This window comes from Azospirillum brasilense (assembly GCF_007827815.1).
Classification (GTDB): Bacteria; Pseudomonadota; Alphaproteobacteria; order Azospirillales; family Azospirillaceae; genus Azospirillum; species Azospirillum brasilense_C.
Genome location: NZ_VITH01000010.1, coordinates 235,794 through 256,287 on the forward strand (window position 1 = coordinate 235,794; position 20,494 = coordinate 256,287).

General features: G+C 71.1%; 5 protein-coding genes. All 5 read right to left on the reverse strand.

Annotation, left to right across the window (positions count from 1 at the left end; translation table 11 throughout):
- Positions 1 to 8: 8 nt before the first annotated feature.
- Positions 9 to 836: a RibD family protein gene (locus tag FBZ83_RS21325; protein WP_247888415.1), complete on the reverse strand. Its 828-nt coding sequence runs from the start codon at positions 834 to 836 to the stop codon at positions 9 to 11.
- Between the two features lie 80 nt (positions 837 to 916).
- On the reverse strand, positions 917 to 12,625 hold the full coding sequence (locus tag FBZ83_RS21330) for an Ig-like domain-containing protein (RefSeq protein WP_247888416.1): 11,709 nt from the start codon (positions 12,623 to 12,625) through the stop codon (positions 917 to 919).
- Positions 12,626 to 13,136: 511 nt separating this feature from the next.
- Entirely contained in the window at positions 13,137 to 13,772 is a 636-nt protein-coding gene (locus FBZ83_RS21335; protein WP_145688382.1) for a response regulator transcription factor, read from the reverse strand.
- Positions 13,772 to 15,328: a response regulator gene (locus FBZ83_RS21340; RefSeq protein WP_145688392.1), complete on the reverse strand. Its 1,557-nt coding sequence runs from the start codon at positions 15,326 to 15,328 to the stop codon at positions 13,772 to 13,774. Before FBZ83_RS21340 ends, FBZ83_RS21335 begins: the two co-directional genes overlap by 1 nt.
- Entirely contained in the window at positions 15,325 to 20,418 is a 5,094-nt protein-coding gene (locus FBZ83_RS21345; protein ID WP_145688400.1) for an AAA family ATPase, read from the reverse strand. The genes FBZ83_RS21340 and FBZ83_RS21345 overlap by 4 nt, the downstream gene beginning before the upstream one ends.
- Between the last annotated feature and the right edge of the window lie 76 nt (positions 20,419 to 20,494).

A 20,494-nucleotide genomic window follows, 5' to 3' on the forward strand; every position in this document is an offset into this window, starting at 1 on the left:
CACGGCGATCACGCGGGGCGCAACGGGTCGAACCGGGCGAACCACTGGCCCGCGCCATCCGGCTCCGCGGCATCATAATGCAGCGAAGACAGGCGCAGACGGCCGGCGCCCTCCAGCCGTGGCCCCGTCGCCATGGTGTGAAAGCCCTCTCCCCCCACCACTCGGTGGGCGATGGTGAGGTAGAGCCGCGACAGCGCCCCATCCCGCAGCATGGTGGACAGCATGCGGGGGCCGGTCAGCAGATACACGCTGCGAAAGCCGAGCCTGCCGAGTTCGCGGACCAGCGGAGCGCCCTCCACCGACTCCCCCCCTCCGGCGACGAACACTGGGACGCCGCGGGCCCGCAGCGCGTCGACCCGGTCGGGCGGGGCCTGCCGCCCCGTCGCGACCAGAACGCGCTGCTTCCCGCGGATGATGGACTCCGGCATCGGGAAGTCGAGGCTGGCGCTGGCGATCACGACGGCGGGCTGGGCGGACAGGCCGTTCTCCCGCCGCCAGTCCGCCAGGTCACGATCCGTGGCCCGCGTCCCGATCTGCAACACATCGTCCAGCCGGCCCGCCGCGAGGTCGCGCAGGTAGCCGCCATGGGTGACCAGACAATCGGCCTGGGCCTGCAGTTCGAGGAACAGGCGGAAGTCGTTCCCGCTGGTGATCTCGACGGGGAGGTGACTGTCGCCGCTGATGGCGTCCGACACAGCGATGCGCCCGTCGAGGCTGCCGACGAAGCTCGCATAGACGAAGGGCGCACCGGCGCCGCCCAGGGTGTGCAGCGCGTCGGCCAGACAGAGCCCGGCCAACGCCACCTCCTCGGGCGGCCCCGGAAAAAGCCTCAGCACGCGCGCAGCCATTCCCTACGATAGCACCGCCGCTCGCCTGGCCAACAGCGCGGAAGGAGGGGCGCGCCGCCCCCTCCCGGTCAGGAGAACCAGCGGGCGACGTCACCGGTCTGCCCGACGATGGTGATGCTCACCCCCGGACGCAGGTCGAGCACGGTGCTGCCGTTCACCACCCGCGCCGACGCGATCACGGCCCGAAGGTCGAGCGAGGGGTCGAACAACGCCAGCCGGTCGGTGCCCGGCGTGAAGTCCATCACCATGGACCCGCCGGAGGCACTGCCGAAGGCGAAGACGTCCGCTCCGGCACCGCCCCACACCGTGTCGGCCCCCTGGTCGAGGAACAGGAGATCGTCGCCCGCCCCGCCGGACATCACGTCGTCGCCGGCCCCGCCGAACAGCGTGTCGTTGCCGTCCTCGCCGAACAGCGTGTCGTTGCCCGCCCCGCCATCGGCCAGATCGTTGCCCGTCCCGAGCGACAGGATGTCGTCGCCGGCCCCACCGAACAACGTGTCGTTGCCTTCCTCGCCGAACAGCGTGTCGTTGCCCGCCCCGCCGTCGGCCAGATCGTTGCCCGTCCCGAGCGACAGGATGTCGTCGCCGTCCTCGCCAAACAGCGTGTCGTCGCCGTCGCCGCCGAAGAGGGTGTCGTTGCCGGTGCCGCCGAACAGGGCGTCGTTGCCGCCTTCGCCGATCAGGATGTCGTTGCCGGCACCGCCGCCCATCGTGTCGTTGCCGGCCCCGCCGCCCATCGTGTCGTTGTCGGCGCCGCCGTCCATCAGGTCGTCGCCGTCGCCGCCGTGCATCAGGTCGTCGCCGTCGTCGCCATACAGCGTGTCGTTGCCGAGCGTGCTGGCCACCGTGTCGTTGCCGCCGCCGCCCGACAGGAGATCGTCGCCGGGGCCGAGGATGATCGACTGGCTGCTGGCGTCGCCATACACCACTTGGTTGCCCTCGCCGCCGACCAGCGTCGCCGAACCGATCACCGCGACGAAGGACACCCTGTCGAGCTGGACGGTCAGCGGTCCCGCGGCCCCGGTCGTGTCGATGACCAGGGCAGTCGGCATGGAGGAGCCCACCGCGGCACCGGTGACCCTGACCGCCGCCCCCGGCGTGGCCGGCGCGGTGAAGGCGAGCGTGCGCAGCAGCAGGGAAGCCTGCTGCGACAGCGTGCCCAGGTACCGGAGGCCGCCGCTGGAAAGGTCCGACCGCGAGGTCGATCCCGCCGTCGTGCGCGCCTCGATCGCGCGGATCAGGTCGGCCTGCGCCAGGGTTGCCCCCTCGCGGTCCGCCGGGCCGCTCGCCGTCACGCCGACTCCGGTCGGCAGACCGACCTGCAGCGTGGTCATCAGCGTTGCCTGTCCGCTGGTGGGATCGGTCACCGTCTCCCGGACCAGCGGCACGTCGGCCAGCGCGGCGTTCGGGCTGCCAGGGTCCTCCACGCGGCCGACGGCGGGCGCCTGGATCACCACCGTGCTGAAGGACCTTCCGTTGACCTGCGACGCGAGCGTCTGGACCTTGGTGCCGTCCACCACCGCTCCGGCCGCCTTCGCCGCGGTCGCCGTCCCGGCCGCCGAGACGTTGCCCGCCGCGTCGGTCAGCGTGACCGCCAGGGACAGCGTCCCGTCGAACAGGCCGGACACGTCGATGCCGCCGACCGTGCCGCCCGGCCCGGTGAGCGTTCCGGTCCCCGTCAGCGGATCGCCGCCCCCCGATGAGGTCAGTGTCCAGCGGTAGGCCGTCCCGCTCTCCCCGCCGGACAGGACGAACCCGACGTTGGTTTGCCGGGCCTGGTCGATGGACGCGTCGTTGAAGACCACCGAGGGCGTCGTCGGAGCGACGGTGTCGATGGACACCGACCGGGCGCCGGACAGCGGACCGGTGTTGCCGGCCGCGTCGGTCGCCCGCGCGGTGAAGCTATGGCCGCCGTCCGAGAGCGGCGTCGCGCTGAGGTCGACGACCCAGGCGCCTTGCGCGTCGGCGGTGACGGTCGCCACCTCCGTCCCGCCGTCGGACAGGGCGACGCGGCTGTTGGCTTCCGCCGTGCCCCGCACGAACAGCCGGTTGCGGTTGGTGACGGTCACCGGCTGCGCGCCGGCGGAGTCGATGCTCACGGCGGTGATGGTCGGGCTGGCCGGCGGCGTGACGTCCACCATCGGCAGGGTCAGCGTGCCGGTGGCCGGCGTGGTGACCCCGTCGCTGACGGTCACCGCGACCGTCGCGGTGGCGGCGGTGCCGCCGGTGATCCGCAGGGCGGCCAGCGTCGCGTTCACGTCGGCGACCGATCCGCTGATGGTCATCGTGCCGTTGCCCGCCGTCGCGACGCTCGCCTGCCCCGCCGCCGTGGCTCCCAGGATCGCCTGGGACGGGGTCAGGGTCACCGTGATCGACGGGCTGTCCGGATCGGTGACCTGGATGCCCGCCAGCGCCGTGTCGAGGCCCTGGTCCAGCGTGATCGGTTGCGGCAGGGTGAGCGTCGGGGCGACCAGGACCACCGGATCAGTGATGGTCACCGCGATGGTCGCCTCGGCGTCGGTCGTCAGCGTGCCGAGGTCGCTGGTCGTCACCCGGATCGTCCCGGCGGTCTGGCCCGCGGTGCCGGTGAAGGTCAGGGTGGCCAACGTCGCCGTGATGTCGGCCTGGGTGCCGAGCAGGCGCCAGACGCCCGCCGACGGCTGGGTCAGGGTCACCCCGCCCTGCGCCGTCAGAGCCAGCGCGCCGTTGGTGGGCGTCAGCGTGACCTGGAGGGTCGGGCTGTCATAGTCGCTGACCGACAGGCCGCTCACCGCCGTCGCCACACCGGACACCACCGACAGGCTGGCGGGCGCGCTGTGCTCCGGCGAGGACAGCACGCCGATGACCAGCAGGCTGTCCGCATCGGGGGTCAGCGGCTGGTCGTCGGAGGATTCGAAGCGGATCGACGCGCTGGTGACGTTGCGCGACGCGGTGAACTCAAGCTGCTGCAGCGTGCGGTTCACGTCCTCCAGCGAGCCGGTGAGCCGGACCTTGCCGTTGCCGAGGTCGCTCGTCGTGGCCGAGCCGAAGAGCGGCAGGGTGAGCGTGCCGTTGGTCGGAGTCAGCACGACGGTCATCGTGCCGCCGTCGATGTCGGTGATCTCCAGCCCCAGCACCTCGGTCGAGCGGCCGGCGACGATGGTCGGGCTGCTCGGCAGCACGTTGGCCGGCGCCGACTGGACGGCGATGGCGAGCGTGCCCGAAGCGTCCGGCGTCGACGGATCGCCGTCGGCCACCGTCACCGCGATGCTGGCCGCCGTGTGCCCGCCGGCCCCGGTGAAGACCAGCGAGGCCAGCGTCGTGTTGACGTCGGCCACGCTGCCGCTGATCGTCACGGTGCCGTCGCCGGCCGTGCTGATGGCGGCAGGCCCGGCGAGGCCGAGGCTGCCGTTGCCGGGCGTCAGGGTCACCGTCACCGTGGCGCTGTCGCCGTCCATCACCGACAGGCCGGCGATGGCCGCCGCCGTTCCCGCCACCACCGTCGGGGCGGTGGGCAGGGTCAGCGTCGGATCGATCGGGTCCTCGTTGCGGATGGTCCCGGACGCCGACGCCGTTTCGATCGCGGTCGCCGTGACGGACGGGTTGGACAGGGTGACGGTGAAGGTCTCGTCCGGCTCGATGTCGGTGTCGCCCGACACCAGGATGGTGATGGTCTTCGTCGTTTCGCCGTCGGCGAAGGAGACCGTGCCCGACGGCAGGGTTCCGCCGAAATCGGCGGCGTCGAGCGTGGCGCCGCCCGGCCCGTCGCTGGCCGCGACCGCCCAGGCCACCGTCAGGACGCCGCTGGCGCTGCCGGCGCGGGTGACGGTGAAGGTGAAGGCGGTGGTTCCGCTGTCTCCTTCCCGCTTGTCGGCATCGGTCGCCGCGATGGCGAGGCGCGACGGAATGACCACGGCCACCTGGGCCGCGCTGATCTGCTGTTGCAGGTTGGTGCCGGTGAAGGCGGCGACCGCACCCGACACGTCGCCGGCGGCGGTGCCGTTGCGCAGCTCGTCCGCCGCCGTGCCCTGGGCCACCACCTGGGCCTGGGCCATCTGGGTCAGCCCGTCGACGCCGCCGCTGTTGGTCGTTCCGGCGGTGATGACGGCGCCGTTCGACGCGGCGATGACGTTGGCGGCGCCGCCCGTCACCGCGGCCAGCCTCACGCTGTCCACGGCCCCGATGCGCGCGCCGGCGGCGGCCAGGATGGCGGCCAGGACCGCCGGATCGGCGAGGTCGATGGTGCCGCCCGCCGGCACGGCCTTGATCGCGTCGGCGATGGCGCCGACCAGCGCCCGCCCGATCACGCCGCTGGCCCGCGGCGCGCCGATCACCACCCCGGCGAGCACGGCGCTGCCCTGGACGATCACGTTGGCGACGCTGGCCGCCGCGGCCTGGGTCTTCAGCGCGGTCGCGATGGCCGCGGCGTCCGCCCCGGCCGTGGTGACCGCGACGATGGGGTCGTAGGCGAGCAGGTCGAGGCCGGCGTCGAGCCCGAGCTTGCTCTTCAGCTCGGTCGCCGCCGCGGCGATCTCGCCGTCCGTCCCGGCGAGCCCCGCCATGCCCATGATGATGGTGGTCAGCGGCGTGATGACCGACGCCGAGCCCGGCGCCTCGTAGACGCCGGTGAAGGCCAGGTTGGTCGAGATGTCGGTGCCGCCGATCATGACGATGGGGCCGGACCCGCCGGGGATCGACCAGCTCCCCACCGCGTTGGTGGTCCCGAAGGCCTCGCCGTCGTCGAGCTGGCCGTTGGCATTGGCGTCGGCGAAGACCGTGGCGCCGGCGATGTAACCGTCGATGGCGTGGCCGCCGCGGACATTGACCATGACATGGCTGGTGACCGGCGCCGCGCTGCCGAAGGACAGGCCGGTGACGGTGTTGCCGGCGCTGTCGCGGATCTGCGCGCCGTTCAGGTCGATGGCCCCGGCGACGGCAATGCCGTCGCTGTCCAGATCGTCCGCTCCAACCGCGTAGCGGAACACCAGATTGCCGGAGTCCACGCGCAGGAAGGTGGCGTAGCGGGTCTGGGTTCCGATGGTCAGCGCCAGCCGCGGCGCGCCGCTGCCGGAGACGCTGACCGCGTCGCTGAAGGATACGGTGAAGTCCAGGGTGTCGCCGCGCGCCGCCAGATAGCGGCCGACCGCCGGGCCGCTCACCGCGGTGATGGTCGCGGCGTGGTCGTCGTTGAGGATGGTGCCGATCGCGGTGGCGTTCTCCACCGTGATCTTGGCCTCGGCCACCGTGGTCGAGGGGGAGAAGAGCAGGACCCGGAACCGCTCGTTGGCTTCCACCAGCCGGTCCCCGCTGATCGGAATGGTGATGGTCCTGCTGGTTTCGCCGGCGGCGAAGGTGACGGTGCCGCTGGGCAGCGTGCCGCCGAAGTCGGCGGCGTCCGCGAGGCTGCCGCTCAGGCCGGTCGTGTCGACCTGCCACTTGACCGTGGTGGCGCCCGAGGTGTCGCCCCGCCGGGTGATGGTGTAGGTCAGGCCGGTGGAGCCGCTGTTGCCCTCGGCGATCGACAGGCTGGACGGGGTGAGGCTCAGCCATTGCACCGGCGTCAGGCTGATCGTCACCGCGCGGCCGACCAGGTTGGTCCCGTCGGACACGGCGTAGCTGAAGGACCCCGCCGCTCCGGTCGCGCCGAAGGGCGGCGTGTAGATCACCGCGGCGAGCTGGTCCGGCGTCAACGTGTCGCCGACGCTGAGCGCCGTGCCGTCGTAGCGCTGGAGCGTTCCGACCGTGGGCAGGCCGGTGACCGTGACGGTCAGCGGGTCGCCTTCCGGATCGACCGGCTTGTCGATCGACAGGCCGACGCGGCTGGAATTCTGGTCGATGGCGACGTGCTTGGCCTCCTGCACCGCCGGGGCGGTGTTGACGCCCCGCACGGTGATGGTCAGCGTCGCGGTCGAGGTCGCGCCGGCCTGGTCGGTGACGGTGTAGCTGACCGTCTCCTGCCGGGTCTGGCCGAACAGCAGCGTGCCGTATCCGCCCGCCGGATCGAAGCTGTAGCCACCGTCGGCGTTCAGCGTCAGCCGGCCGCCGCCGGCCAGGGTGATCGCCTGGCCGACGTTGGCGGCGTCGCCGTTCACCGCGCTCACGGTCAGCCGGTCGCCGGCGTCCGGGTCCGTGTCGTTGGCAAGCACGCCGCTCGACGCGATCACCGTGACCGGGGTGAGCCGGTCGGTGTCGCCCGTGTCGTTCACCGCGACCGGCGCGTCGTTGACGTTGGCGACTTGGATGGTCAGCAGGTCCGTGACCGTCGCGCCGGAGGAATCGGTCGCGGTGACGCGCACCGTCCGGGTGCCGACATCGGCATTGCCCGGCGTGCCGGACAGCCGCCCGGTGGCCGCGTCGAAGCTGAGCCAGGCGGGCAGCGCCGAACCGTCACCGCTGGTCGCGCTGAAGGTGAGGCTGTCGCCGGTGTCGGCGTCGGTGAAGGTCCCTGCCGGGATCGTGTAGGAGAAGGCCTGCCCCTGGTCCACGTTGCGGGTGCCGAGCGCCTGGGCCAGAACCGGCGCGTCGTTGACCGACAGGACGCTGATGCTGGTCGTGCTGCTCGTCACCGACGCGCCGTCCGCGTCGGTGACCGTCACGGTGAAGGCGGTCGTCTGCTGAGTGCCCGGGGCGGCCCGGTTGGCCGTCGGCTGGAAATCAAGCAGCCGCAGGGCTGCCTGGGCCGCCGCCGCCGAGCCGGCGGCCAGAGTGTAGGTTCCGGCGGACGACTTCACAAACCCACTGGCGGTGAGGCTGGCGGCGGTGAAGGCGCCGGTGGCGTCTCCGACCGTGCCGCCCGAATCGTGGACTGTGACCACGACCGTCTGGGCTTGCGCGGTCTGGTTGTCGGAAACGGTCAGGCTGGTGAAGGGCTGGAGGCTGGCGGTGTCGTTGGCCGCTTGGCCAGCCATGGCACCGCCGATGACGGGCGCCGTGTTGCCGGATGGAGTCCGGGTGTCGATGGCATAGCCGATCGAGGTCGCCGACGCCGCCGGAGTGTTTCCGGCGGTGTCGCTCCAGCCAGTGGCAACGGTGATACGGCTGTCGGCAGCGAGCGTCTCCGCGCTGGGAGTCAGTATGGCCGTGTAAACCAACCCGTCGCTGCCGGGCAGGACGGACAGGTCCGACAGCGTCCCGTTCTGCGCGGAGACGGCTGACAGGGAAAAACCGACCGGCGCCTCGCTGAAGGTGAAGGTGACGGTTGCCGTCTCCCCCAAACCGAGCGTCGTCTTGTCCAGCGCGACGGTAACGGACGGCGCTCCGCTGTCGACGGTGACGGTGAGAGCGGAGGAAGCCGTGGAAGTGTTGCCGGCGGCGTCGGTCACCATGGCGGTAAGCGTGTGGGCACCGTCGCCGAGCGAGCCTGCCGTGATGCTCCAGGCCCCCGCCGCCGAAGCCGTCACCGTGCCAAGAGCCGTCGCGCCTTCGTACAGCACCACAACGCCGGCCTCGGCCACCGTCCCGGTGATCACCGGAGCCGTCACGTTGGTCAGCGTGTCCGACGTCAAGCCGCTGTTCGAAGCGGACGCCAACGCCAGGGCGGAAGGAGCATTGGCGCTGGTATCAATGGTCACGGTGAGAGCGGAGGAGACGGACGACGTGTTGCCGGCCGCATCGGTCACCGTGGCGGTCAGCGTGTGCGCGCCATCGCCCAGCGAGGCCGCCGTGATGCTCCAGGCCCCCGCCGCCGAAGCCGTCACCGTGCCAAGAGCCGCCGCGCCTTCGTACAGCACCACAACGCCAGCCTCGGCCACCGTCCCGGTGACCACCGGAGCCGTCACGTTGGTCAGCGTGTCCGACGTCAAGCCGCTGTTCGAAGCCGTGGACAGAGCAAGACTGGTCGGCGACGACGCGCTGGTGTCGATGGTGACGGTGAGAGCGGAGGAGACGGACGACGTGTTGCCGGCCGCATCGGTCACCGTGGCGGTCAGCGTATGAGCCCCGTCGCCCAGCGAGCCTGCCGTGATGCTCCAAGCCCCCGCCGCCGAAGCCGTCACCGTGCCAAGAGCCGTCGCGCCTTCGTACAGCACGACCACGCCAGCCTCGGCCACCGTCCCGGTGATCACCGGGGCCGTCACGTTGGTCAGCGTGTCCGACGTCGAACCGCTGTTCGAAGCCGTGGACAGAGCAAGACTGGTTGGCGACGACGCGCTGGTGTCGATGGTGACGGTCAGCGCGGTCGAGCTGGACGACGTGTTGCCGGCGGCGTCGCTCACCGTGGCGGTCAGCGTGTGCGCGCCGTCGCCCAGCGAGGCCGCGGTGATGCTCCAGGCTCCGGCCGCTGATGCCGTCATCGTGCCAAGAGCCGTCGCGCCTTCGTACAGAACCACCACGCCGGCCTCGGCCACGCTGCCGGTGATCGCCGGGGCCGTCACGTTGGTCAGCGTGTCCGACGTCAAGCCGCTGTTCGAAGCTGCAGCGAGCGCCAGGGCGGAAGGAGCGTGGGCGCTGGTGTCGATGGTCACGAGGAGCGAACCTGACAATTCGCTCTCGACGCCGGATGAGACCACCGTGGCCGTCAAGGTCCAGGTCCCGTCGGCCAGCGTCGTGCTCGGAACCACCGACCAGTCGCCGGAACCGTTGACGGTTCCCGTCCCGATCTCGACACCGTTTCCGTATAGGCGCACAAGGACGCCGGGGTCGGCAGTTCCCGTCAGCGTAGGCTGGGACGCGTTTGTCACCGCGTCACCGGCCGTTCCGCTGTCCGACGCCGGGCTGAGGACCGGGATGGACGGGCCGACCGGCAGGACGATCAGCGTGTCGGTGCCGTTGAGCGTCAGGGTCTGGAACGGCGTGAAGACGGTCTCGACACCGGAAACGAAGAGCGTCCCATGGTTGCCGGCAGGGGTGAAGGTCACCACGTCGTTGCCGACGCCGCCGATCAGGGTTTGCAGCTCGGTCACGGTGAGCGTGTTGCCCGCACTGTCACCCAGCGTCACCACGTCGAGGCCGGAACCGCCCGTCAGCGTCTCGACGCCGCTCACCAGCAGCGTGTTGCCGGCGCCGCCCAGCGTCACCACGTCGGTGCCGACGCCGCCCGTCAGCGTCTCGAGGCCGCTCACCAGCAGCGTGTTGCCGGCGCTGCCCAGTTCCACCAGGTCGGTGCCGATGCCGCCGACCACCGTCTCGACACCGTCCACCAGCAGCGTGTTGCCGGCGCTGCCCAGTTCCACCAGGTCGGTGCCGGACGTGCCGATCAGCGTCTCGATCCGCCACACCGTGAGCGTGTTGCCGGCACTGTCGCCGAGCGTCACGATGTCGAGGCCGCTGCCGCCCTTGATCGTTTCGACACCGCTTGCCGTCATCACGTTGCCGCCGGTGCCGAACGTCACGACGTCGGTGCCGGAACCGCCGGTCAGCGTCTCCAGCAACCGGACAAACAGCGTGTTGCCGCCGCTGCCCAGCGTCACCACATCTGTGCCGGAGCCGCCAAACAGCGTCTCGACCTCCGACACCTCGATGGTGTTGCCGCCGCTGCCCAGCGTCACAACGTCGGTCGCGGTGCCGCCGGTCAGAGTCTCGATGTGGCTCACCAGGATGGTGCTTCCCCACGTCGTACCGAAGGACACCACGTCGGTGCCGGACCCGCCGGTCAGGGTTTCCAGCCGGGACACCGACATCGTGTTGCCACCGTCACCGAGCGTCACGAACTCCTGGCCGGTGTTGCCGTTCAAAGTCTCGATGCCGCTGACCAGCGCGGTCAACCCGGAGCCGCTGACCGTCAGCACGTCGGTGCCGGTGCCGCCGATCACCGTTTCCAGAGCGCTCACCAGCATGGTGCTGCCGGCTCCGCCCAGCGTCACAACGTCGACGCCGGAGGCGCCGATCAACGATTCCAGAAGGGACACCGTCAGCGTGTTCCCACCCGTGAGCAGCGTCGCCACGTCGGTGCCGACACCGCCGGTCAAGGTCTCGACGCCGCCCACCCGCATCGTGGAGCCGCCGGTGCCCACGGTCACGACGTCGGTGCCGGCCCCGCCGATCACCGTCTCCAACAGCCGGATCGTCAGCGTGTTGCCGCTGCTGTCGAGGTTCACGGTGTCGGAGCCGGTGCTACCGATCAGCGTTTCGAAGAAACTCACCGACACGGTGTTGCCACCGGTGCCCAGCGTCACGAAATCGGCGCCCGCCCCGCCGATCAGCGTCTCGGTCAACCGCACCAACAGCGTGTTGCCGTTGCTGTCGAGGCTCACGATGTCGGCGCCGGTGCCACCGATCAGCGTTTCGACGAGACTCACCGACACGGTGTTGCCGCCGCTGCTCAGAGTCACCACGTCGGTGCCGGTTCCACCCGTCAGCGTTTCGACGCCCCGTATCAGCAACGAAGTGCCGCCGGTGCCCAACGTCACGTTGTCCGTGCCGGAGCCGCCGAGCACCTGCTCGATCAGCCGGACCAGCACCGTGCTGCCGAGACTGCTCGACATCACCACGTCGGTGCCGGTGCCGCCCGTCAGCGTCTCGACGCCGCCCACCAGCACCGTGTTGCCGCCGCTGCCCAGCGTCACGACGTCGGTGCCGACGCCGCCCGTCAGAGTCTCCAGCTTCGACACGGTCAGCGTGTTGCCCGCGCTGTCGCCCAGCGTCACCACGTCGGTGCCGATGCCGCCGGTCAGCGTCTCGACGCCCTCCGCCAGCATCGTGTTGCCGCTGCTGCCCAGAATCACCACATCGGTGCCCACACCGCCGGTCAGCGTCTCGACGCCGCCCACCAGCATCGTGTTGCCGAGCGAGCCCAGCGTCACCACGTCGGTGCCCACACCGCCGAGCAGCGTCTCGACGCCGCTCACCAGAATGGTGTTGCCGCCGCCGGCCAGGATCACCAGGTCGGTGGCGGAGCTGCCGGTCAGTGTCTCGACCCCGGAGACGGTGTAGGTCGCCCCGATCTCGACCAGCGACACCACGTCGACGCCGGTGCCGCCGGTCAGCGTGTTGATCTGCGACAGCGCGATCGTGTTTCCGGCATTGCCCAGCGTCACGACGACCGGGGCGACGTTGCGGAAATACTCCACATCGCCTCCGTCGACGCCGACCACCAGATCAATGTCGCCGTCGCCGTCGAGATCGCCCAGCGCCGGCCGCGGGTACGCTCCGGGGCCGATGGCCCCGTAGGGATTCGTGGCGAGCAACGAAAAGGTCGGCGCCGCCGCCGTGCCGACGTTGACGTAGACGTTGCTCTTGGTGATGAGGTCGACGAGACCGTCCCCGTTGATGTCCGCCAGCGCGGGCGACGCGTAGCCATCGATGTTACGGGTCAGGCCGAAGGGATTGGTTCCTGCCAGCGTGAAGGTCGGCGACAGCGTCGAGCCGTTGTTGCGGTAAAAGAGAATGTCCCCGCTCGAATTGCCGATCAGCAGGTCGAGGTCGCCATCGGCGTCCAGGTCGGCGAAGCTCGGCGCCCCGTAACTTCCAGCGCTCTGGATGCCGAACAGGCCGGTGCCTTCCAGCGAGAAGGTCGGCGTCTGCGCCGAGGTTCCGTTGTTGCGGAAGAACAGGGTGGTGCCGGCGTGGTTGCCGATGAACAGGTCGAGATCACCGTCGCCGTCGATGTCCACCAGACCGGGAAGCGCGCCGCCCGCGCTGACGTTGGTGATTCCGAACGGGTTGGTGCTGTCCAGCGTGAAGGTCGGCGACAGGGTCGTGCCGGTGTTCCGGAAGAAAAGCGTGTTGCCGTCCGCGTTGCCGACCAGGACGTCGAGATCGCCGTCACCATCAAGGTCGACCAGCACCGGAGCGGCCTCGCTTCCGGTGTCGGAGAGGCCGAAGCTGTTGGTGCCGATCATAGTGAAGGTTGGATTCGCCACGGTGCTTCAGCCCTCACGTCAACGCAGCCGGCCCGGACACCGGTCTTAGTTCGATCAATGAACTATCAAGAGCTAATTAATGGTATATAAATTGCCTCCAAAACGCGTTACCGGATAGTAACAGTGGCGTTTGCGCGCCTGAATCCTTACTTTTCGAATATTTTCTTGCTCTGCAAGAAAACACGCATATGTCGATCGGAAGCAAACATATTGCACGGGCAGGTATCGTCCGGAGATTGAAACCAAAACCGAAGGTTAGCGCAGGAGCGGGAAAGCCGCGCTCAATCGGAACGAAAAAGAATGATTGCCGTGGCATGACGGCCGAACGGCCAGCGCCGCCGCAAGGATCGGTCGGGCAGCGGGGTAGCGTTCAATAGCCCCCTCCGTTCGCCGATGTGCGCTTGCATGCCGCCGGAAGCCGCCGGAAGCCCCCACGGCGGCGACTCGGCCTCCACCGCGAACGGCGAGGCCCCCGGGAGAGCGAAGGCGCCGGCCAGCTCCCCCGGTGTGCTCACTGCGCGGCGTCGGGCACCAGGCTGTCGACGATGCGCACCAGATCCACCACCGACCGCACCCCCATCTTGCGCATGGCTTGGCCGCGGTGCAGCTTCACCGTCGCTTCGCTGAGGTCGAGGTCACCGGCGATCTGCTTGTTGCGCAGGCCGGACACCACCATCATCGCGACCTCGCGTTCACGCACGGTCAGCGTGTCGAAGCGGGCGCGCTGGGCGACGAGGCTGCGCTCCTGCTCGCGCTGCTCGCCATGCCGGGCGATGGCGGCGTGGATCGCGTCCAGCAGGTTCTGGTGATGGACCGGCTTGGTCAGGAACTCGAAGGCTCCCGCCTTCATCGCGCGGACCGACATCGGAACATCGCCATGCCCGGTGATGAAGATCACCGGAAGGCTGTTGCCGCAGCGCGCCAGCTCCGCCTGGAAATCCAACCCGCTGCGGCCCGGCAACCGCACGTCCAGCACCATGCAGCCGACGTCGATGGCCGGTTGCCGGTCGACATACTGCTGCACCGATCCGAAGCTCCGGACCGGCAGGCCGACGGAGTCGAGCAGCCCCTCCAGCGCTTCGCGGACGGCTTCGTCGTCGTCGATGACCACCACGGTCACCGTTGGTTCGGCATCGCGCGCACCCATCAGGCTTCTCCCAGCGCGACCGGAAGCACGGCTTCGAACACGCTGCCGCACGGTGTTCCCGGGGTCGCTGTCAGCCGCCCGCCATGCAACTCCACAATGGACCGGCTGATCGACAGCCCCATGCCCAGCCCGTCGGGCTTTGTGCTGTACAGGGCGCGGAACAGGACCTCCGGATCGGTGTCCGCGAGGCCCGGCCCGCTGTCCTCGACGCGGATGGCGATCCCGCCGTCGCCGCCGGCCGTCGCGACGCGCAGACGCCGCAGCGGCAGGCCGGGGTCGGCCATCGCTTCGATCGCGTTCATCACCAGATTGAGGATGAGCTGCTGCAACTGCACCCGGTCGCCATGGACCCGCGGCGGGTCCGCCCGGAGATCGGTTTCCACGGCGATGCGGGCGCGGCGCAGCTCCGCCCGCACCAGCGCCAGCGTCTCGTCGACGAGGGCGTTGACGTCGACCCATCCCGGATCGGCCGGGGCCCGCCGCGCCAGCGCGTGAATGCTGCGGACCACGTCGCCGGCCCGCTGGGCGTCGCGCACGATCCGCTCCGCCACGGCGCGGGTCTTGCCGAGGTCGGGGGCCGGCTGCGACAGGTGCTGGAGGCAGGTGCCGGCGTTGGTGATGATCGCCATCAGAGGCTGGTTCACCTCGTGCGCGACGGCGGCGGCCAGCTCCCCCATCATGGTCAGCCGGCCGACATGGGCGAGGTCGGCCTGGGCCTTGCGCAGGGCCTCGGCAACGCGGCGGCGCTGGGTCAGGTCGCTGAACACCAGGATGGAGCCCACCACCTCCCCGCGGTCGTCGATGATGGCGGAGCAGCGTTCCTCCACCACGATTCCGGCCACCCCGGTTTCGGCCGTCTGGGAATTGGCCGCCTGGGGCGGAGCCAGCGCCGTTTCACCGCGGGGCAGCAGGCGGGACAGCCGTTCCGGCGGGGCGTGGGCCCCCCGGTGCCGGACAAGGGCGGAGAAATCCTCCTGCGGCTCCTGCGTCTCCTCGTCCAGGGCGACGAAGACAGCGGTGAGCGGCTTTCCGGCCGCTTCCGCCGCCGTCCAGCCGGTCATCGTCTCCGCCACCCGGTTCATGAAGTCGACGCGGCCGTCGCGGTCGCACAGGATCACGCCGTCGCGAATGCTGGCGAGCGTGGCGGCGTAGCGCCGTTCGCTCATACGCAACCTGGCGTCGCTGGCCTGCTTGTAGAGCGCCATCTGGATGACCGTGCGCATCTGCGGTTCTTCGAGGGGCTTCAGCAGATAACCGAAGGGTTCCGTCCGGCTGGCGCGCTCCACGACGTCGTCGTTGGCGTAGGCGGTGAGGAAGACGACGGGGATGCGCTGGGCCTCGCGAATCCGGCGGGCCGCCTCGATCCCGTCCATCTCCCCGTCCAGGCGGATGTCCATCAGCACCAGGTCGGGCTGGTGGTGGACGGCCAGCCGCACCGCCTCCTCGCCGCTGGTCGACAGGCCGACCACGACATGGCCCATTCGGGAAACCTGATGCTGGATATCACGCGCGACGATGCGGTCGTCTTCAACGATCAGGATACGGGCCGCAATCATTCATGTCCCCGATGACGCCCCTTCAAGGGAAAGGCGACGACGAATTCTGTTCCTGTGCCGGGGTTGTATTCCAACGAACCGCGCAACTGTTCGGTCAAGTCGGCGATCAGTTGGAAGCCGAGCGTGTCCATCCTATCGGGATCATACCCACCGGGCAAGCCCACGCCGTCGTCACGTACGGTCAGCCGGCACTCCCGTCCATCCACCGCGAGGACCACGCCCAACACCCCACCCCGCCCACCGGGAAAGGCGTGCTTCAGGGCGTTGGAAACCAGTTCGTTGACGATCAGGCCGCAGGGCACCGCGCGGTCGAGGTCAAGCTGCAGGTCGGCCATCTCGGTTACCAGCCGCACCGCGCCGGCCTGCCGGGCGTAGGCGCGCAGCAGATGGGCGCACACCGATTCCAGATGCTCGCGCATCGGCACGCGCGCGAAGTTGCCGAGGCGGTAGAGGTTCTCGTGCACCAGCGCCATCGACCGCACGCGATCGCGGCTGTCCGCGAACAGGGCTGCGACCGCCTCGTCCTCGATCCGGCGGGCCTGGAGGTTGAGAAGGCTGGTGACCAGCTGCAGGTTGTTCTTCACCCGGTGATGGATCTCCTTCAGCAGCGCCTCCTTCTCGTCCAGCGTCGCGGTCTCCAGCGCCGCCGCGGCCTGGGCTCCGAGCAGCGTCAGGATGCTGACCCGCTGCGGCGTGAAGGCGTGGGTGGCCAGCGCGTTCTCCAGATGCAGCAGCCCGACGACGCGGCGGCGGCGGACCAGCGGCATGCACAGGATGGAGCGCGCCTCGGTCTGACGGACATAGGGATCGCCGGAGAAGGGACCCGACGCCCGCGTGTCGTCGACGATCACTGCCTCCTGGTCACGGATCGCGCCGTGGACGACGGCGTGGGGCAGCGGGATGCGCGCGGCATCCTCCCGGACCAGCCGGACCGACACGCCATAGAGTCCGGTCGTCGCCTCCGCCTCCACCCGCAGCCCGTCGCCGCGGGCGAGGATCAGCAGGCCACGGCTGGCCCCGGCATGCTCCAGCACCACGGTCAGCAGGGTGGTGGTGAGCTGCTCCACACTCGCCTGGTCGGCGACCGCGCGCAGCGTCCCAAGGAGCGCCGCCGGATCGAGCCCGTCGAAGCCCCGCGGCGCCTCCGGCAAGGCCGGCTCGACCGTATCCAAGGCAAGGGCGGGATGGCGCCCGGCCAGCTGCGCCACCTTGGCGGTGGCTCCCCACCGCGCATAGGCCTCGGCCGCGTCGCGGATGCAGGCGCGCTCCAGCGTCGCCACCCCCAGCCGACGGTAGTGGCCGGCGGCGCGTTCGTGGGCCAGCGCCTCCACATGCGGCAGGGCGCTGCGCCGGGCCGCCTCGACCGCGCGGTCGTAGCCGCGCATCGCCTCCTCCGTCCGCCCCTCGGTCCGCGCCGCCTCCGCCTCGACGAGAGCGAAGCGGGCGGCGAAGCTGTCGGGGCCGTGGCCCGCCCAATCGCGCAGTTGAGCGCGATGCCGGTCCAGCGCCGCGGCGTGGCGGGCGCGCCGGTCCGGTGGGGCGTCGTCCATCGCCCCGGCCCGGGCCAGGGCGGCGTGGAAGTGGAATTCGGCCATCTCCCAATGGCCCGACGTGGTCCACAGCAGCCCTTCCGCCCGTTCCGCCGCCTCGACCGCCGCCGTCATCGCGCCGGCGACGCAGCGGAGCTGGAGGGTGCGGATCCAGTGCCAGCAGGTGGCGATGTCCAGGCTCGGGTTGGCCAGCAGCCGCGCCTCGAAGGCGGCGTTGTCGAAGCCCTGCCCGTCGAAGGCGTCGAGCGCATCGGTCTGGCCGCGCAAGGCCCGCATCAGTTGGAGCTGGGTGGTCAGGATGTCGGCGCAGAGCCCGAACCTCACCTGCCGGACATGGGCGAGGCGCGACTCGGCCGTGCGCTGGACCGTCGCCAGCGGATCGCCCGACGCCAGCATGCTGGTGACCAGGGTGACGCTGGTGAAACCGCCATAGGTGACGTCGCCGGCCTCCCGCGCCTCGTCGAAGGCGCGCAGCAGCAGGGCGCGCTCGCTGCGGATGTCGCGGGTCCAGGGCACGACATGATAGGCGAAGGTCATCAGCACCCGCGCCCGGTAACGCGTCGGCCCCTGCCGCTCCGCCAGATCGTAGCCGAGGCGGCCGAAGTCGTAGCCGGCGGCGTAGTCGCCGAAACACGGGCCGGCCATCATGCCGAGATAGGCGAAACCCAGGGCGGAGGCGTCGCTGCGCCCGTTCCGCAGGGTCAGGTTGGCCATCCGCCCGAGGATCAGGCAGACGAGGTTGCGGTCGCTGAAGAAGGCCGGCGGCAGGGCGGCGGCCAGCACGTCCAGCGTCGCCCGGCTGTCGGGATCGGGGTCGGCGTCCAGCGCGGCCAGCGAAGCGATGGGCCGGCCGGCGATGGCCGCCCGCAGCCGCTCATACTCCTCCTGGGCCAGGGCGGCCGGGGGATGGGCGGGCCAGTCGATCCCCACCCCGCGCAGATAGGCCAGACAGGACTCGACGGCGCGGTCGCTGCGGTCGATGGCGGTGAAGACGGTGACGAGCAGCGCGGTGATCGCGGCGCGGTCCGCCGGCGCCCCGGCCCGTCCGGCAAGGGCGAGCAGACGCCGCTCCGCCTGCTGCAGGTCGCCGCAGAGGAACTCGCATTCCGCCCGGAGATGCTCCAGCGCGAAGGCCAGCCGCCCGGCCTCCGGCCCGTCCAACGGTTCTTCCACCGGCTCTTCCACCGGCCCGGCCCCGCCGCCCTCCAGCAGGCGCAGGCCGCCCAGCGCGTGGGCCAGCGCCGCGCCGTGGGCGCTGGCCGCCTTGGCCTGATGGCCGGCGGCGAGGTGGAGCGCGGCCACCTCCGCCCGCTCCCGCCCGTCCCGGACCAGGGAGAGGCAACGGTCGTACTGGCCGACCACCGCGAACAGCCGCTCCCCCGTCAGGTCGGCCGCGAAGCCGCGGCGCAGCGCGCGGGCGATGCCGAGGTGGAGCGGGCCGCGCAAGTCCTCCGGCACCAGGGCGTAGGCCCCCTCCTGCACCCGGTCGTGGAGGAAGCGGACCCCGTCCTCGCCGCGCAGGATCAGCCCCTCGGCCAGCACCGGCTCCAGGTGGCGCGCCGTCTCCTCCTCGGTCAGACCGGCGGCGAGGGCCAGGGTGGACAGCCGGACGGCGGCGCCGAGCGCGGCGTGGCGGAACAGCAGGTCGCGCGCCGGCACCGGAAAGCGGGCCAGCCGCTCGCCCATCAACGTGGCGATGCCGGACCCCGCCGGCGCCCGCTCCACCGCCGCGAGGTCCCAGTCCCAGCGGCGGGCATCGCGGTTGAACCACAGCCGGCCGGAGCGCTCCAGTTCGGTCAGCAGCTGGACCGCGAAGAAGGCGTTGCCGCCGGTCCGCTCCTGCAGCCGGTCGGCGAGCGCCGCCACCTCGTCGGGCCGGCGGTCCAGACCGTCGGCGATCAGGCGGCGCAGGTCGTCGGAGGACAGCGGCCCCAGCGCGATCCGCTCGCCGTCGATCGCGGCACCGGCCGCCGCGACCCGGCCCATCAGCGCCTGCAGCGGGTGGCCGTCTCCGACCTCGTCGCTTCGGTAGGCGCCGACCAGCAGCAGATGGTCCATGCCGCCATCGGCGACGAGACGGTCCAGCAGATCCAGCGTCGCGCCGTCCAGCCATTGCAGGTCATCGAGGAACAGGACCAGGGGATGGTCCGGACGGGCGAAGCACTGCAGCACGCGCCGGAACAGCAGGTCGAAGCGGTTCTGGGCCTCGCGCGGCGGCAAGGGTGGGACGGCGGGCTGCGCGCCGATCAGCACGGCGAGATTCGGGATCAGCGCGGTCATCAGGGCGCCGCCCTCGCCCACCGCCTCCGCCAGGGCGCGGCGCCAGTGCTCGCGATGCGGGGCCGGCAGCGCCAGGATGCGGGCGACCAGCCCGCGAAAGGCCTCCGCGAGGCTGGCATAGGGACGGTCCCGCTCGCCCTGGTCGAACTTGCCGCCGGCGAACAGGCCCTGCGGCGGCACCACACGCCCCTCCAGGGAGCGGGCGACCGCCGACTTGCCGACTCCTGACCGGCCGGCGATCAGGACGATGCCCATCCGGCCGCGGGCGGCGACCCGCTCGAAAGCGGCCTCCAGGACGGCGGTCGGCTCGTCCCGCCCGTAGAGGCCCGGCGGCGGCACCAGCCCCTCCGGCAGATCGCGGCGGCCGACCGGAAAGGCGGAAATTCGACCCTCCGTGTCCCAGAGCCGCAGCGCGTGGCCGAGGTCGCGGACGAGGCCGTCGGCGGTCTGGTAGCGGTCCTCCGCCATCTTGGCGAGCAGCCGCAGCAGGATGTCGGCGATGGCGACCGGCAGGTCGGGCGCGTGGCGGGCCGGCGGGATGGGGGCCCGCGCGAGATGGCAGTGCACCCATTCCATTGCATCGCCGGCCGCGAAGGGAAGCGCGCCGGTGAACAGTTCGTAGAGCGTGACGCCGAGCGCGTAGAGGTCGCTGCGGCGGTCGACCGGCCGGCCGGTCCGCCCCGACTGTTCGGGCGCCATGTAGGGCAGCAGCGCGTCCGGCCGCTCGTCGGCCCGGGACGGCGATGGCGGCACGGGCATGGGACAGGCCCGGCCAAAGCCGGTCAGGTGCACCGCGCCGTCGTCGTCGACCAGCAGGTTGAACGGCCGCAGATCGCCGTGCATCAGGCCGCGGCGGTGCAGCTCCGCCACCGCCTCCGCGATGCGCAGCGCCAGGGCGAGCCGCTGGCGGAAGGGCATCACCGGCACGGACAGCGCCGAGAGCGGTTGGCCGCCCGGATCGGCCAGGGTCAGGACCGGGGCCATGCCATGCGGCAGAAGGTCGAGCGGCTTGACCGCCCAGGCGGGATCGAGCCGGCGGGCCAAGGCGTGCTCCCGCCGCAGCCGGTCGAGCGCGGCGTCGGACCGTCTCACCGGAGCGTCCGGACCTGCCGGACCGCTTGGCGGAGTCACGGCCATGCGGGCGAGGATGGGAAAGGGCCGGTCCGGCCGCGTCACGCGCAGCAGCCGGCTTTCCCCGTCGCTGCCCAGGACGCGGCTGCCCGAACCGGCTTCCATCAGATGATCGACGCTGAGTTCCATGGATCGGTCCCTTTTCCCCGGCCCCCATGGTAGCGGCTTTCCGCCGCCGAGGGGGACTCCGCCGAGGACGGCTCCG